The organism is Clostridium sp. C8-1-8, assembly GCF_009928445.1.
Taxonomy (GTDB): domain Bacteria; phylum Bacillota; class Clostridia; order Clostridiales; family Clostridiaceae; genus Clostridium_AR.
Map to the genome: position 1 here is coordinate 1 of NZ_JAABNO010000029.1, position 17249 is coordinate 17249.

At 30.7% G+C, this 17249-nt stretch carries 16 protein-coding genes; 4 read left to right on the forward strand and 12 right to left on the reverse strand.

Going from position 1 to position 17249, the window contains the following annotated elements; translation table 11 throughout:
- Positions 1-666: 666 nt before the first annotated feature.
- The gene (locus GXK57_RS21390; protein WP_160680062.1) at positions 667-876 is read left to right on the forward strand and encodes a hypothetical protein; all 210 of its coding nucleotides are present in this window, start codon (positions 667-669) and stop codon (positions 874-876) included.
- Positions 877-1244: 368 nt separating this feature from the next.
- On the opposite strand, the gene GXK57_RS21395 is transcribed toward GXK57_RS21390, so the two are convergent.
- From GXK57_RS21395 to GXK57_RS21410, 4 genes are all read right to left on the reverse strand, one after another.
- The gene (locus GXK57_RS21395; protein WP_160680063.1) at positions 1245-1640 is read right to left on the reverse strand and encodes a hemerythrin family protein; all 396 of its coding nucleotides are present in this window, start codon (positions 1638-1640) and stop codon (positions 1245-1247) included.
- Between the two features lie 228 nt (positions 1641-1868).
- Positions 1869-2594: a DUF434 domain-containing protein gene (locus GXK57_RS21400; RefSeq protein ID WP_160680064.1), complete on the reverse strand. Its 726-nt coding sequence runs from the start codon at positions 2592-2594 to the stop codon at positions 1869-1871.
- 117 nt (positions 2595-2711) lie between these two features.
- Positions 2712-3602 carry an MBL fold metallo-hydrolase gene (locus GXK57_RS21405; protein WP_160680065.1) on the reverse strand — a complete coding sequence of 297 codons (891 nt, stop codon included), beginning with the start codon at positions 3600-3602 and terminating at the stop codon, positions 2712-2714.
- Positions 3603-4032: 430 nt separating this feature from the next.
- Positions 4033-5661 carry a methyl-accepting chemotaxis protein gene (locus tag GXK57_RS21410; protein ID WP_160680066.1) on the reverse strand — a complete coding sequence of 543 codons (1629 nt, stop codon included), beginning with the start codon at positions 5659-5661 and terminating at the stop codon, positions 4033-4035.
- Between the two features lie 325 nt (positions 5662-5986).
- Between GXK57_RS21410 and GXK57_RS21415 the strand changes: the two genes are divergently transcribed.
- The gene (locus GXK57_RS21415) at positions 5987-6562 is read left to right on the forward strand and encodes a TetR-like C-terminal domain-containing protein (RefSeq protein ID WP_160680067.1); all 576 of its coding nucleotides are present in this window, start codon (positions 5987-5989) and stop codon (positions 6560-6562) included.
- A gap of 161 nt (positions 6563-6723) precedes the next feature.
- Here the strand turns inward: GXK57_RS21415 and GXK57_RS21420 are convergent, their stop codons facing one another.
- Positions 6724-7119 carry a DUF1398 family protein gene (locus tag GXK57_RS21420; protein WP_160680068.1) on the reverse strand — a complete coding sequence of 132 codons (396 nt, stop codon included), beginning with the start codon at positions 7117-7119 and terminating at the stop codon, positions 6724-6726.
- 252 nt (positions 7120-7371) lie between these two features.
- On the reverse strand, positions 7372-8850 hold the full coding sequence (gene spoIVA, locus GXK57_RS21425) for a stage IV sporulation protein A (protein WP_128214434.1): 1479 nt from the start codon (positions 8848-8850) through the stop codon (positions 7372-7374).
- A gap of 431 nt (positions 8851-9281) precedes the next feature.
- Between spoIVA and GXK57_RS21430 the strand changes: the two genes are divergently transcribed.
- A complete protein-coding gene (locus GXK57_RS21430) occupies positions 9282-10148 on the forward strand; it encodes a GNAT family N-acetyltransferase (protein WP_160680069.1) in 867 nt (288 codons plus the stop codon).
- A 227-nt stretch (positions 10149-10375) separates the two neighbouring features.
- Here the strand turns inward: GXK57_RS21430 and GXK57_RS21435 are convergent, their stop codons facing one another.
- Together GXK57_RS21435 and GXK57_RS21440 are read right to left on the reverse strand one after the other, a co-directional pair.
- Positions 10376-10783, reverse strand: a complete 408-nt coding sequence (locus GXK57_RS21435) for a hypothetical protein (RefSeq protein WP_160680070.1) — start codon at positions 10781-10783, stop codon at positions 10376-10378.
- Positions 10784-10873: 90 nt separating this feature from the next.
- Positions 10874-11650, reverse strand: a complete 777-nt coding sequence (locus tag GXK57_RS21440) for a GNAT family N-acetyltransferase (protein ID WP_160680071.1) — start codon at positions 11648-11650, stop codon at positions 10874-10876.
- A gap of 409 nt (positions 11651-12059) precedes the next feature.
- Here GXK57_RS21440 and GXK57_RS21445 point away from each other — a divergent pair, with 409 nt between their 5' ends.
- Positions 12060-12959, forward strand: coding sequence for a 4Fe-4S double cluster binding domain-containing protein (locus GXK57_RS21445; protein ID WP_160680072.1), 900 nt, complete (start codon positions 12060-12062; stop codon positions 12957-12959).
- 72 nt (positions 12960-13031) lie between these two features.
- Here the strand turns inward: GXK57_RS21445 and GXK57_RS21450 are convergent, their stop codons facing one another.
- The 4 genes from GXK57_RS21450 to der all read right to left on the reverse strand — a co-directional run bounded on the left by GXK57_RS21450 (position 13032) and on the right by der (position 17249).
- Positions 13032-14177 (reverse strand): acyltransferase family protein, encoded by a 1146-nt coding sequence (locus GXK57_RS21450; RefSeq protein WP_160680073.1) that lies wholly within the window; start codon positions 14175-14177, stop codon positions 13032-13034.
- Between the two features lie 39 nt (positions 14178-14216).
- Positions 14217-14588: a VOC family protein gene (locus GXK57_RS21455; RefSeq protein ID WP_160680074.1), complete on the reverse strand. Its 372-nt coding sequence runs from the start codon at positions 14586-14588 to the stop codon at positions 14217-14219.
- 349 nt (positions 14589-14937) lie between these two features.
- Positions 14938-15930, reverse strand: coding sequence for an NAD(P)H-dependent glycerol-3-phosphate dehydrogenase (locus GXK57_RS21460; protein ID WP_160680075.1), 993 nt, complete (start codon positions 15928-15930; stop codon positions 14938-14940).
- A gap of 2 nt (positions 15931-15932) precedes the next feature.
- Positions 15933-17249: a ribosome biogenesis GTPase Der gene (gene der / locus GXK57_RS21465; RefSeq protein ID WP_128214443.1), complete on the reverse strand. Its 1317-nt coding sequence runs from the start codon at positions 17247-17249 to the stop codon at positions 15933-15935.

A 17249-nucleotide genomic window follows, 5' to 3' on the forward strand; every position in this document is an offset into this window, starting at 1 on the left:
TACCACCATAAGATTTCTTTGTCAACATACTTTTTAAATTTATTTTTAAATCTTAGTTTAAAACTTAAATTTAAGTTTCTGTGCTTTGTCGCTTTCTGTTTCAGCGACATGACTAATAATATCATAAAGTTCTTCTCAAATATAAAACTAAGATATTATGAGCAGCAAGTATTTGTCTATTAATAACTTTTCCTCTGATTTTCGACATTTTTCACTAATTGATACACTAGGTTCTGTTATCATATAATAATTGACTAGTCATAGTTTTCTGCAAATTTCACGCCCTCTTTATAAACTTTTCAGAGACTTTTTGATAATACAAATTTTAATATCAAGCTATTTGTTTATGTTTAATTGTGAAACTATACTTTTGCTGATTATCGATATACCTATAGTTTAACTTATCTTTATATAATAAATAGCTTTGGACCTACAGGGTTCAATTACGAAAACTTAAGTTGTGCATGTTCGAAAATCGTGACTTATGAGTATTTTTGTGGCACGCAGAACTTAATAGTTGAAGTTGGCCCCCTATAAATCCAACTATTTAAAGATTTACTTGTCTAAATCGAAGCAATTCAAAGATAGTATATCACTGATACATATATAGCCCATATTATAGACAAACTAAGAAAGTATCGGAATTCATTATGGAGGTAATAATTTATGCAAAGAAGTCATGTCGATATTGAGAAATTAAATGGAATACACGAAGGGCAGCATTTTGAATTTAGAGATGTAGTATCAGCTACATTACCTAGCAACGAGCATGCAAAGGATGGGGCTATATTTAATAAGGAAGTTGAAGAAGGATTGTATAGTAATATAGTAGTTGTTAATGAAGCTGTTGATCATGTACGATATAAAAAGGTTTAATTTATCAATAATATACCTTTAAGCTACTGTTCAGTAGTAATTAGTTCACAGTGTTAACTAAAGATGTATAACAATCATTAAACTATTTTTAGAATTCTGCTTGGTTCTGAGCAGAGATTTTGAAAATACTAAATCATTATGAAGTGATAAATCGGTTAAATACTAAAGAAATACTACTAATTCTTTATTTAAGCTTAGGTATAGGAGCATTAAGCCTTAATTCTAATAATGTACTTTATTACGCGGTTCATTGAGAATAAAAGACGTTAACGATATTTTCATTAGCGTTTTTTATTCTAAATTCACCTAATAATATGTATATTAGTTTAATACTTAATATGACATTATCAATGATATTCTTAACTATGTTATTTTGCGTTTACGTATTCTCTATCCTTCTCCATTATATGTTCTTTTATCCACATAACTATGAAGTCTAGTAAGTCTTGTACATATTTGTCTTGATTTGAGTCAACATCATTTAAGTTTACATTACTTACCTTTTGTATAAAAGAATCATGCTCAATCTTATGGCTAAATAGCTTCTTATAGCCTATGCTTGCAAGATACTCTTCTTCAGCAGTGAAATGAAACTGTGCATAGTCTTTAAGTTCAATTATTATGTCCATTATTCTATCGTACTTGTCTACATAGAAGTCGTTCACTAAAAGCTCATAACCTTTGTTTGCGATATCAAAAAGCTTTTTATGCTCAGCATCTATTTTTTCCATTCCAAGTTCATACTCTGATTTCCATTCAAACATTTTACCTACTCCTCTTATTATTAAATTAACAATATTATCTATTATTTTTCGACAATACTACTTTAACATATTATATGCTCATATTTAAATAGATAAAATTTATTTTACTATAAATTTAACAATGTGCACTTTTAAAGATGTATCTCTTCTATCAAAAAGCTATTTTTAAAAATCCTATAGTCTTAAAAATAGCCTTTTTAACTTTACTATTATTAGACTTTCTAATAACTACTCTAAGTTTCCTATCTCGCTAAAATCAATAATATATCCAGTTTTTATGTTTTCTTCTATAATTCTTTTGTTCAAATTAAACCAGCTGTTGCATTTATCAAGGATTATTGCATCTGTGGTAATAACATAATCTAACTTTTCCAAAGTTGAATCTACATTATTTATATTTTCAACTACTACTTCAAAACTGTATTTGTCTAATAACTCTAGTATTTTCGATTTGAGCTTTCCGGAATTTGAAACCTGACTATCTAGATAAAAACTTGCTTTAGCTATACCTAAGTTTTCAAGAGCTTTTCCTATTAGATTAATAGCAATCTCTGTTTTATCAATTAATCTATAGGTTCCTCTTAGACCAGCCAAATCTCTAAAAGTTCCATCCATGCACTTGATTATAGTGGAATCTGATAAAGCCACCTCTAGTGTTATTATTGTATTAAAACCATCGATATTAACCGAAGCTTCCTTTAAATTCGTTATAATTTCCTTTTCTTTTCTAATATTAATACTTTCTTTAGGGGAAACAGCCCTAGCCAATGCCATTCTTTGTCTCTCTGAAAACAGATAATGGTTTCCCACAAATACTGATGCTGATTTTGTATTATATCCCTGATTAATAAGGTAATGCAAATCTCTAGCTCCTCTATGTAACTTTTCTAGAACTTCTATACCAAATTCCTTTTCATCACTAGGAACATAACCTCTTTTCACAACTTTATTCACTTCTATCACTTCCTAATTAAAATCTTATTACTATATTGGCTAAATCTTCTTTCCTCTATATATTCCTCTAAGCCATCTAAGCATACTTATCTGCAACTTTATATAAAGTATAATTTTCTAATGAATAAAAACAAGTTTATTACCTTTAAGAATAGGATTAATAAGTTTCTGCTCTGATAGATATTCAATATAAGACTTTGTTAATCTTTCAATCAAAGCATACTTATACCTATTGTTTATTCGAATATTAAACTTTCCTATTACAGCTTCCAAAATATCTTCTTGCGACATGTTATCTTCTATGATTTCATAAATCTTATGTGCTTTACTTTTATAAAAATCTATATTATCTTCTATTAGTTCAGAAATATCAGCATAAACTCCTTTATGTGCTATGATATAAACGCTACTTTTTAAAGAATATAGCTTTTCTTTGCTCGTCAAATCTTCACTTAATATGTAGGCGTATGGTATCTTTGAAGCTCTCATAACCTCATAGCTTATAAGACAATCTCCAAGATATGCTACGTCATCAGGGGTAATAATACATACATGTTCAGCGCTATGTCCTGGAGTATGATATATATTAAACCTAATTCCACATATTTCAACCTCTGAATCTTTTTCTGAAATAAGTATATCTGTATGACAAATCATATGTGAATAACTTACTTTAGTTTCTTCAAAAGTCAAATTACTGTAATAACTCTTTAAATTTATTAAGGAACTGCATATAAGTGCTTCATAAGAAGGCATTGCAATAACGCTATTGTATTTTCTTTTAAAAAAGGCATTGTTTCCAACATGATCAGAATGAGCATGAGTACATATGATCCCCACAACCTTAAAGTGATTTTCTTCTAGAATCTTATCTATATTCCTCCCTTCTCTATTTGCTAGACCTGAATCCATCAAAATAATTTCATTTTCATTTAACTTATAAAAAGGTATATAAGTTCTTCCTGTATCGATAAGGTATGTATTTCCTCTTATATTATTTATTTTCATATCTCTTAATTGCGAAAAAGCAACCTACAAATATGCATATGGTACCACTATCCATTACATATAGGCGACTATTCACTGCCTTTCTTTTTAGCTTATTGTAGAAATTATAATATCAAATTTAGCTATTCTCAAGTTATTTAAGTTTAATTTTCACCACTAAACATACCTTTAAATTATGCTATTAAAGTTTATATAATTCTAACTTTATTTATTATGTTACTCATTCCGTGAAAATCCTAAGAAGCCACGACTTTAGAACATTGGTAACTTAAGTTTTTCATAATAGAACCCTAGAAATAGATATCCCACTTCATATTAAAATTTAAATTTTCAAACTCTCCTCTCAACCCCCAGGTATAAACTATTATATATTATTGTTTTCAGAAAAATTAAAAATGCATCCCATTGTTAGGAATGCATTTTTACCTACTTATATCTTAAATTTACCAACCATATCACTTAAGTTTTCTGCCATCTTTACTTGTTTAGTAGATGTTTCAGCGACTATATCTGTAGATGCAGATATCTCATTCATCACTTTTAAGATATCTTGTGAGCTTTCTGCACTTTGCTGTGAAGATGTAGCCACTGCTTGTATAGTGCTTGAAGTCTGCTGTACAGCCTCTACAATCTGCTTAATACTAGTTGCTAAATAATCATATAGGTTAAAGATTTGTTCCGCATCCTCTTCATATTGATTTCCTACGTTAACTAGCATTTCGTAATCAGGAGTTATCTTATCATTTATAAATTTTAATATATCCTCAGTATTTATGGATAGATTATCAAAGGCTTCTCTAACATCTGCTATGGTCTTATGTATTGTAGATACACTTTCTGAGGACTGCTCAGCAAGTTGTCTTACTTCCTCAGCCACCACAGCAAACCCCTTGCCAGCTTCTCCTGCTCTCGCTGCTTCAATAGCTGCATTTAGTGCTAATAGATTAGTCTGACTAGCTATGGAGGATATGGTATCAGCCATTAATGCTATCTCTTCTAGCACCCTAACATTTTCCATAGCCTTTACTATCTGATTACTCTTTTCCTTGTATAATACTTCTAGTTCTTTTTTAGATTCAGTAGCAAGTGATTTTACCTTTAATGCTCTGTCTCTTATCTCAGTTGCAGATTCGTTACCACGCTTAACCTTCTCATATATTTCAAAGCAAGTTGATTCCACCTCTTCCGTATAACTATTGGCCTCTTCTGTAGCAGCACTATTTTCCTCTATCACTTCAGATATCTGTTTTACAGAATTGTTTATTATTTTTAGATCTTCAGCAACTTTTCCCACAGAGTATGCAAGCTCGGAACTTCCACTATTTAACTCTGAAGAATTATTTATGATTTCTTCTACTAAAACTTTTGTATTATTAGCTGAGTTTCTTAATGAATTTGATAAATCACCAATTTCATCTTTTCTATTTATTTCTCTTCCGAAAGAAACATTTAAATTGCCTTTTCCAATCTCATCAGATGTTAATACTAGCTTCTTAAGTGGCTTAGATATAAATCTTCTAGTAACAAAAGAAATAACTATATATCCAAAAATATTAAAGCCTATTCCTATTAGAATAAGATTTATAAGCATTAAATGAATAGCTTTTAGCTCATCTTCTAATGAGAATTGAATTCCTGCAACATATTTAATTTTCCCACCTACATGAACCGGTGTAGTAACATCAATAACTCCGTCTTCTGCTATTGTCACAGTTTTATCCTCTTTTGCAGCTTCAATATCTTCTGGATCTGCCTTTTTCCCTATTTTTCCTTTATCAATAGCTGCCACATCAGTAGAATCTCCGTTTATATCGTAAATATCAAAATCCTTTATATCCTCGTTAGACTTTTTTATATTGTCCAATGTTTTTTGAATGCTTTCGGCAGGCTCCTCTTCATATAACGAGGCCTCAATAGCTTGAACTACGGCCAAACTCTTGCTTTCTTCTTGCTTAAGCATTGTACTTTTATTACTAACATAAACAAAACTTAGGCAAGAAAATAGAATAATTATAAGCAAGCCATTAAAAATTAAAGAAATTTTCTTTGATAAACTCATTAATATCTCTCCTTTGTTATAAAAATATCATTATAAGTGCTATTACTATGAAAATTTAAATTTGATATAATAAACATAATACTTTTAATTATACAATATGAACCATTACTTCCAATGAACACTTGACTATTTTTTGTTAATTTTTCATATAATTTGCTGAATTATAGCATAATTTTTATTAATTTATTTAGCCTACACTTTAAAGACATGATATTTTTAATTTCAATTTATCTTAGAGATGATATATTTAAAAATAACTTGTTATGTCTTTAACATAATTACTTGTCTTTTAAAATTTTAATATCAACTAATGAGGTAATTGACTATGAGTAGAATAACAATTGAAGAAAGTAACTCCACAAAGTGTAAAATAAGAAATGCCTTTATAGAAATCTATAAAGTTAAATCTCTTGACTTAATAAGTGTAAAAGAAATAACCTCATGGGCAAACTTGAATAGAGGAACCTTTTATATTTATTATGAAAATATCTACGCCATGCTAGATGAGATTGAATATGAAATAATATCTGACTTAACTAGAATGACTAATAATCTACCAGAAAAAACATTAACTACTAATCCTGAAGAACTAGTAATTCTGATCAGACCCATTTTTGAGTATATTGAAAAGAACTATGATTATTTCTTAGCTTTACTTGGCGAATCTAGTCGTCCAACCTTTAAAAATCAACTTACAAATCTCATGAAAGACAATCTTACTAGAAGATTTATACTAAGAAACAGCAATTTAGGAGACTTACAGAAGTACGTTATAGAATATTTTATTGGAGGACAAGTTGGAATAATTCTATATTGGATAAAGTCTGGTATAAAAATCTCCTCAGATGAAATTATAAACCTTATCACAAAACTAATATGCTTTGGCATCGTAGATATATAATTTTATTGCGCATAATCCTTGCCTTTCCTAATCCATATGAGGAAAAGCAAGGATTATGCCATACTATATATTTTCACTACTTATGTACAGCACCTTATATTTTTTTCAATTAATATATTGAAGATCTAAAAAAGTTTTGAACTCCTGATCGTTTAATCTTTCTATTTTACACTATGTATCTTTTCAACATCAATTGGATTTCCATATAAGTCGAAATAAGTTACTGTCATATCATCAAAGTTAGAAACCCATCTTTCTACTCCTGCTTCAGAAGCTTCAATGCAAAATGTTGAATAATCCGTTTCTCCTTTTTGATGTTTGTATAAAATCTGTTTAAACTTCTCTATAGAAGATTGTTCTGATACACGTAGATTTTTCATCTCAGTATTAATTTGAATAACTTGCTCATCTGTTCCTTTAAAAATCCAAATACCATCTGAAAGTACAACTTCATGGCTTTTTATGCCCATACCCTTTATTTCTTTGACATACTTAGGAAAGTCCTCTCCGCTTTTGACTTTGTTATGAGCGGCCTCAATTTTCTCTTTTGTAAACATAAAAAACACCTCCGCTTATATTTTAATTTAATTTAGTGTTTCAAATCATCCTATAAAATATATCTCTAACCTAGATTCCTCTTTTCGCATATTAATTTTTAGTCTTTATTTTTTTACCATCTACCCTAAATAGTTGTTTCAAAGCATTGATATTGCTAGGATCAAATGCCCAAAACTTTTATATTAGTCTTAACAGAAAAAAATAACCAATTACATTATCTCTTCAACAATGTAATCGGTTATAATTTTTAACTATAGAATAATGCAGATAAGTCCGCCATTACCTTCATTTATTATCTTCTGAAGGGTCTTTTGGATCTTAACCTGAACATCTTCTGGCATCTTGTAAAGCTTGTTCTGTAGGCCTTCTTTCACAAGAACTTCAAGAGACTTACCAAACATGTTACTTTGCCATAGCTTTGTTGGATCGCTTTCAAACTGTTCTAATAGAGATTTGAATAACTCTTCTGTTTCCTTTTCTGTTCCCATTATAGGAGAAATCTCTGTCTCAATATCTGCCTTTATAAAGTGAAGGCTTGGCGCACTAGCCTTAAGCTTAACGACATACTTACCACCTTGCTTTACAAACTCTGGATCTTCAAACTTCATCTCTGATAATTGAGGTGCAACAAGTCCATAACCAGTTTCTTTTACCTCTTTCAAAGCATCTGAAACTTTATCATATTCTACTTTAGCTTCATTAAGGTCTTTCATTAGGGTCATAAGTTCACTTTCTGATGCTATATCATGTCCGCATAGTTCACTAAGTATCTTATAGAAAATGCCATGCTTTGGATTAAGCTTTATTCTTGCTGTTCCATCGCCTAGGTTCATTTCGTCAATATCAGTTACTCCCATGAAATCCTCGTCCCTATATCCATCCAAGCAAGTCTTTATGTCTCTAACCTTAAATATGTTTTTACACATATCCTTAACTATGTTTAAGAAATTCTCTTTCAACCAGTGAGCTGGATCTAACTTTTCTATCCATTCTGGCATATCTATGTTTATTTCTTTCACTGGGAATTCCTTAAGTACTTTTTTGAATAAATTGGTTATGTCTTCTTCCTTCATGGATAATACATCCATAATCTGCACTGGTACACTATACTTTGCTTCAAGTTGAAGTTTAAGTTCCTTAGTCTCTGGAGCATTTACCTTAGTTGTATTAAGTACAATTATAAAAGGTTTATCTATTGTTTTTAATTCTTGAATTACTCTTTCTTCAGCTTCAACATAGTCATCCCTAGGTATCCCTGTTATACTTCCATCAGTAGTTATAACAAGTCCTATTGTAGAATGATCTGTTATTACCTTTCTTGTTCCAATCTCTGCCGCATCTTCGAAAGGAATCTCGTAATCAAACCATGGAGTTGTAACCATCTTAGGTTGCTCACCTTCCATGTATCCCAAAGCTCCCTTTACGATGTATCCTACGCAATCAACCATTCTTACCTTAAACTTTAAGCCTTCATCTAATGATATTTCTATAGCTTCATTAGGTATGAATTTAGGTTCAGTGGTGTGAATACTCTTTCCAGAACCTGACTGTGGCAGTTCATCCTTTGCCCTTTCTTTTTTATATGAATTTTCTATCTTTGGTATTACCATAAGATCCATGAATCTTTTAATGAAAGTAGACTTACCAGTTCTTACAGGCCCAACAACACCAACGTAAATGTCTCCTTGGGTTCTTTCAGCTATATCCTTATATATATTAAAGCTGTCCAAGATATACCCTCCTATATATATTATTAACACTACATATATATTGAAAAAATACTTAAAATATACATGGTTTCTTTGTAGTTCATAATATTTATCTTCTTACTTTCATTATGAAGTTAATATAAAGCCATCTATCTTAAATAAATTCTAGTGTCTTATTAATATTAATATGTGAATTGACTAAATATGCCTATAAATCTATTTAAATTATTTTTTCTTCAATAACTGTTAAAATCTGTTTATAAATATACATTGAACTCCACTTGGCTGAATATCTATTTATAAACTATTTCTCAAAAAGTTTATTTATACATAGACATAATATCAAAAATGTTTGTATAATATTAATGCAAACATTAATTCCAATATTAAAATGTATTGTTATCAAATAATAATAAAGTTATCTTGTTAATTAACATTAAGGAGCAGTATTTATGATTAAAAATTATTTAGAACTTAGCGAAGAAGAGATTAAAAAAGTTTATGAATACCAAAACAAGGATAAGATTAAATATTCAACTATAGAAGAAATGGATACAGCATTCAAATCTGACCTCTTCAATCTTGGAGAAGGAATACTTGTAAACTTTAAAAACAATGAGATTTGTAGCAGTTTAAATGTATTATTAAAGGAATGTCCTATAAGATTTATAGCTTATGGCTTTGAATTAACAGTTTCCAATCATATTGAAGATAAAACCTCAGCAATAAATGAAATCCTTGAAGCAGCAAAAGCTTTAGTAAAGCTCCATAGCGCTAAAGAGTTCTATCTAGGCATAGTAGACTCTGAAATAATAAAGCTATTAAACACACTAAACTACATTGAACAGTATTATGCCATCAAAATGGTTTTAGAAGACAGATCAATTCTTTATCCAACCTTAAAATTAGTACCTCTCTGCAAAGAAAATAAAAAAACTTTTCTAGATATAGACAATGAAGCCTTCAGCGAAGCTCCTAACGGTGCAACAGTGTATATAGAAAAAGTAGAAGAATATATAAGAATGGCTAACGATAATAACTGCTACTTCATAGCCGAAGTAGATGGACAATCTGCTGGCTTCCTTCTATTCGAAATAAAAGATGAAAAAGCACTCTTTGACTTAGGCTTAAAAAAAAGTTACCGGGGAAAAGGTTATGGAAAAATGCTTTTAGAAACCGCTATAGATTTTTTAAATAAGAAAACTGTAGATGAAATAGGATTAATAGTTGTTACTAAAAACACCTTAGCTTACAGCATGTATATTAAAAGAGGCTTTAAGGAGCAGAAGACTTTGAGCAGTTGGTTTCCTATATTTTAAAGTAGTATAGTGAGCGTTTTGCTGTTCATATTAAAATCATACAAATTGCAGTAGCATATTGAGATAATTGTTATGCATCTCATACTTTAATGTACCTAAACAAAGAATTAATATGTCATCTACGGCATAACACTTAGCTTCGTCAGTATTCTTAACCATATTCTAAAATTAAAAGGCACCCTATCATAGGTTGCCTTTATTAAGTCATACAGTATTATTTATATCACTTATTGTATTCTTTCTATGTATGTCGTTACACCACACTTTGAAAAAGCATACGCCATCTTCTCCATTTCTGCACGTGTCCCTTTTAACTTGAGGTTATCAAAATTTTGTAGAATGTTCTTTATTTTATCCATCCCTAGCTTCAATTCAGCTTTTAATGTTCTTATAATTAACACTCTATTGTTATCCTGATTTTTTATTTCTAAAGACCAAAATCCATCTTGAGCTAATATGGCTTCTTTTATTTTCTGTTCAGGTTCATCACTAATCCAATCAATCTCAGTTAAATTTCCACATTTACTACAAAAATAGCTTGCATGTGTATCAACTCTCCCTTTCCAAAAGGTTTGAGAAATACTCATATTTACTTGGTTCCCACAACTTGAACAATTTTCTATAATATATGCCAAATAATCACCTTCTACCATTATTAAATCGAAAGTTATATATATTATTAAGGTTGTTTGCATGTGTAAAAAATCTGTTAAAGCTAGCTCCAATTAAAACCTAAATAGAAGATCAGTTCTATCCCCTACTTTTGTAAATCCTATTCTTAGGTACATGTCTTTTGGCGTATCTTCCTCATCTGCAACTAAATATATTGTGTGACACTGTGCCTCCATTGCAATATTTATCAGATGTTTTAGAATAGTTGTCCCGTATCCCTTGCGCTGATATTTTGGTATAACCCCAAAGTCTTCTATCTTAGCTATTCCATCATAAATAAACATATCACATTTTCCTACAATAGTCCCATCATAATAACAGTTATAAGAGTCAACCCCTTTATCTGTTACATATATCTTACCTCTTCTATAAGCTCTTCTTTCACAGAAATCTTTTCCTACGGCTTCTACATCCTGCTGTAAATCACAAAACAAACTATCTTCAATCAATTGTTCATTGGTAACCTTTTTAATAGTGCAGTCTCTTAAGGACTTCAAAGTATCAAAATAAGTCTTATCAAAAAGGTAATAGCCATTTCTTGATACTGAGGGCCTGATATCTAATATCTCTTCCAAAGAACTATCAATTGTTGAATCTATTATAAAGTTGCAAAAGTTACTTCTTTCCTCTTTTCTATAGATAATTTCTTCATCTATAATTAATCTAAGCTCATAAGTGGGAATATCTTTCTTTAAGTAGGTGTAATTATGATAGTACATATCCTTTAAGCTATCATCTCTAACTCTAATTACGTCTTTCTTTTCATCCATTGCGCAAAATGCTTTTATATACTCTAACTCACATCTTTTTATTTTTTCATCTAATAACATAACCTATCCTCATTTCTTTAAGCTTTAGTCTTATAATATTTAATTCCTAAGAAATCCAATGCGTCATACACTCTATTATTCATCTCCATAATTCTAGTAAGTACATTATAGCAAGCTTACATTAATCTGTATATTAATACATATTAAGTCATTATGGAGCAATCTATTTAATATGAGCATTATTAAATGATAGAATATACTCTCTCCAAACATTCCAATATATACCACAAAAGTGGTATAATTATTAAATATACTAATACACCATTAGTGCAAGATATTCTTTATACTATTGCATTTTATTAAATTGCAAATTTGTACAATCTATAACCAAAATCAACCCTTAAAACTTCTAAAATTTCTGAGAATATAATTTAAATATATAAATTTAAAATTAAAGTGAGGATTCAATATGAAAGGTACTTTAGAAAGAATAGCCATAGAAAATGGAGACAGGCTAAAAATTATCCCATCAATTCATCTAAAAGATTTAGAAGACATCCTGAATGATTTTAAAGCTAAAGAGGCTCTCAACGATTTTCAAAACTGGATAGTAAATGAACTATATCAACTGGATATTCCCAAACAACCTTTCCAGGTTAATTCTATAATTCTTGCTGCAATACCACATCCTTTTTATGCAAAGGTCAAATTCACTAAAGAAGGAGTGGATAAAACTTTTTTAAGTTTAGTATGCTCTGATTTTAATAAAACAGAAGCTTATATTAAGGAATATGCCGAAGAAAATCACTTTTCTATAGTTGAAGCCAAAATTCTGCCTTTTAAAAGATTGGCGGTCCATAGCGGTTTAGCTTATTATGGCAGAAACAATATAACATATATAAATGGTTTAGGAAGCAATTTTTCATATAAGGTATATTTCACAGACCTACTATGTGAAGAAGATACTTGGGGAGAACTAAAAAATGCTAAAGCATGCACTAATTGTTCTTTATGTATTAATAACTGCCCTACTGGTGCTATTAGAAAGGATAGATTTTTAATCGATAATACAAAATGCCTATCCTTCTTCAATGAAGCCCCTGGTGAATTCCCAGCTTGGATACCAGTACAATCTCACCACACTCTATACGACTGCCTAAAATGTCAAATAATATGTCCTATGAATCAGGCTCAAAGAAACAAGATAATTGAAAATATATCTTTTACGGAAGAAGAAACTAACCTTTTATTAGAAGGCTATCCTTTAGATAATTTATCAACAGAATTAAAATATAAAATAGATCTACTTGGAATAAACCAATGGTACAACGCAATTCCAAGAAACTTGAAGACTTTGTTAGACCTGTAAATCTCTGCATCACTCAAAGAAATTACTTATATACACCGAACAAAGCCTCTCTGTATTTGTATTTTAATTAACCTATATAACCCTATTTACATATGGGATTTTTCTTATGATATAACTTATTAAAAATGTAACTACTATAGAGATTATGCTAACCGTGAAAAACTTAACTACAGCTCCATATATATTGACTTTGTCCAAACTAAATTGAACCGCAAGGACTACAGGAAAATGAAAGATATACGCGGCGAAGCTAGTCTCTGCAATTTTACTGACAAATTTTGAGGTACGATTAAGATATTGCCTAAAAAACAATAACAACCCCCAGCATATGAATACAGCCATAAAAGATTCATATATGGCCCATTTGTCAAATATGAAATTAATAATACCTGATGGAACAAGGAAATGTAAATGAACTATCATGGCCATTATGACAGCAATTATGATGCAAAAATATCCAGTTTTATTGTTAAGCTTTAAAAATAAATTCTTTCTATAAGAAATTATTCCTACTACAAATAGAATTACATATTGTGGTAGATGGGCAACCTCTGATTGAATTACAAAAAATATTCCTATCCATTTGTCTATGGGATACCATATACGCACTACCAATGATATAATAGCTATTACTAGGCCTGTGATAAGTATAAAAGATAATATACTCATTTTATGATCACTTTTAATTCTAATCTTAGGCACTATGGTCCTAAATAATACATATAGCAACATAAAAAACAGAAGATTTTCAGCAAACCATAAGTGACCAAAACTCATATCTTTACCAAAACCTAAATACCTAGTAAAGTAATAATTCAAAAATCCTGAAGGCTTGTCTGATACATAATTCACGTTATAAAAGTACATCTCAACGGGCTGAATAGTAAAGAATACAAATAAAGCTGGTATTCCAAGTCTTATCAATTTATCTTTCACAAACCACTTTCTTCCCTTCTTGTCATAAGAACCTGGCACAAAGTATCCTGAAATCATAAAAAATAGTCCCATAAAGAAGCCTGCATTTACAGCAAAAAAATACCCTAAAGCATTTATATTCTCATGTAAACTACTCTTATACTCCCAAAACCCACCTGTTGGTCCATACGCTTGACCAACATGATGAACTATAACAAGTATCGTAAGAAATATTTTAAGGTTATCTAAAAAATACAACCTTTTCTTCTCTATTGTAATTCGATTAGAGATCACATTTTGCATATTACACTCCTCAATACATGTTTTATTAACATGGCTTTATCAATTTCTCATCTTAGTAACAAAATTAACTATATTTCCATCCAAATCTCTAAACCACATTGATCTAGCCCCCCATGGATGAGTTGTTGGTAACTTTACAAATTCAATATCAAAGTGCTTTAACCTTTTATACTCCTCATCAACATTTTTCACTTCAAAGTTTATTACAGTATTTCCACTTCCATATTCAAACATAGACCCTGGCGATAGTTGCTCCATACCCTGCTCAGAAAATATGGATAAACTTACTCTTTCACCAACACTTTCCATATGTGTAGAATTTCCTTCAAATCTAACCCCAAGAACTTCAGAGTAAAAATCAGTCAAAGCAAGAACATCTTTTGTAATTAAGCATAAACCTATTAAATTCACTGTTCTATCCTCCAAAATTATGCTAAAACTATGAGTACAATAATCTAACAATCATTTTCACTGTTTATGAGCCAATGATATGTTAGTTAATTTATAAATTTAATCAATAACTTTTATAAAGTTAAGTTTATTATATATGAAAACCTATTATTTGTATATATTTTACATAATATACTATAGAAGTCAGGCGTATTTAAATATATTATGACAGCCAACATATTTTTTTACTGTTTATACTAATAACTTTTCTTAAGCCCTGATATTGCTAGGTTTAGATAACAATAAAAAACACCAAACAATATTAATGTTTAGTGTCTTTTATATATTATATTTATTTGAAATTAAATGGTTAATAAGTCTCAGCCTTTTTGTTTCTTTCCATAAGTCCGCTGACAGCTTCCTGTGGATTTAGTCCATCAAAAAGAATTCTATGCAAAATATCTGTTATAGGCATCTCAACCTTTAGCTTTTCCTTTAATTCGTAGAAGGCTCTGCAGGCCTTTACACCTTCAACTACCATTCCCACTTCTTTTTCTGCTTCTGCTAAACTTTTCCCTTGACCTATAAGTATGCCGGCTCTTCTGTTTCTTGAGTGCATGCTAGTGCAAGTTACGATAAGATCTCCCATTCCTGTAAGTCCGAAGAAGGTCTCCATCTTTCCTCCAAGCTCTAAGCCAACTCTACTGATTTCCTTCATACCTCTAGTCATCAGTGCTGCTTTAGCATTATCTCCATAACCTATTCCATCGCAAACTCCTGCTGCTAAGGCTATGATATTCTTTACAGCTCCACCTATTTCTACTCCTACTAGATCATCGTTTGTATAGATTCTAAGGTGAGGAGCCATGAATAAGTCCTGTACTTTTTCAGCACAAGCCATATTTCTAGAGCTTGCTACTAAAGTAGTTGGGTACTCTAAGGCAACTTCTTCTGCATGAGAAGGTCCAGATAAAACTACTATTGGATTGTTAAGTTCCTGCTCTATTACTTCTGATAACCTTAAATCAGTACCTTCCTCAATTCCTTTTGCTATACTTACAATAATTATATCTTCAGGAAGTTTTCCTTTTAATGATTTGCAAGCATTTCTTATAACATGTGATGGAACTGCAAGTACTAAACACTCAGTACCCTTTAAAGCATCATCCAAATCGTAATAAGCAGTGACATTTTCAGGAATGTGTAACTCCTTAATATATCTATCATTTTTTCTTTCGTTGTTAATCTCGTCAACAACCTCTTTATCTCTGTCCCAGATAGATACCGTTACACCCTTTTTTGCTAGTAGGATAGACAAAGCTGTACCAAAGCTTCCTCCTCCTAAAAAAGTCACCTTATTCATACTTATTCCTTCCTTTCTCTATACTCTATTTCTATTCCTGTTCCCTTAAAATCAAAGCTCTCTCTAAGCTGATTTTCTAAGTATCTTCCGTAAGAAAAATGTAATGCATTGCTGTCATTTACAAAGAATATAAATTTAGGTGGTTTATTAGCAACCTGAGTAGCATAGTAAATCTTAAGTCTCTTAAGTCCAACTACTGGAGGTTCCTTCATAAGTACTGCTTTATTTATAACATCATTCAATATACCTGTTGATATTCTCTTTGAGTAGTTATCATAGCAGCCCTTAGCTATTTCTAGTACCTTGTGTACCCTTTGACCTGTTAGAGCTGATATAAACAAGTATGGAGCATAGGATAAGAAGTTAAGATTTGCTTGAATATCCTTTTGATATTTAATCATTGTCTTATCATCTTTTTCTACAAGATCCCATTTATTAACTATAACCATTATAGCCTTGTTCATTTCATGAGCAAAACCTATGATCTTTTCATCTTGATCTGTAACTCCTTCTTGAGCATCTAGCATAAGTATAACTACATCTGCTCTTTCAATTGCAGCATAAGTTCTTATTACACTATATCTTTCAATCTCCTCTTTAACCTTGCTCTTTCTTCTAAGACCAGCTGTATCAACTAATATGAATTTACCTTCCTTAGTTTCAACATAGCTGTCTATAGAATCTCTAGTAGTTCCTGGCACGTCACTAACTATTACTCTTTCTTCACCTAATAATTTATTTATAAGCGATGATTTACCTACGTTTGGCTTACCAACCATAGCTATTCTTACATATTCATCTTCTTCATCTTCAGTTCCAAGTTCTTTGAAGTGCTCTACTACTCTGTCAAGCATATCTCCAAGGGCAAGACCTTGAGTAGCTGATATTGTTATAGGTTCACCTATACCAAGATTATAGAACTCAAAAGCGTTTGGTTCATCTTTTAAAGAATCTATCTTATTTACCACAAGAACAACTGGCTTTTTGCTCTTTCTAAGCATTTGAGCAACTTCTCCGTCTGCTGCTGTAAGTCCTTCTTTACCATCAACGATAAATACTATAACATCAGCAGTTTCTATAGCCATTTGCGCCTGTCTTCTCATTTGCTTTACTATAACATCTTCGCTTTCAGGTTCAATACCACCTGTATCAATCATAGTAAATTTGTAGCTTAGCCATTCTGCTTCTGCGTAAACTCTATCTCTAGTAACTCCTGGTGTATCTTGTACTATAGATATTCTTCTTCCTGCTAACTTATTAAACAATGTAGACTTTCCTACATTAGGACGTCCAACTATAGCAACTATTGGCTTTCCCAT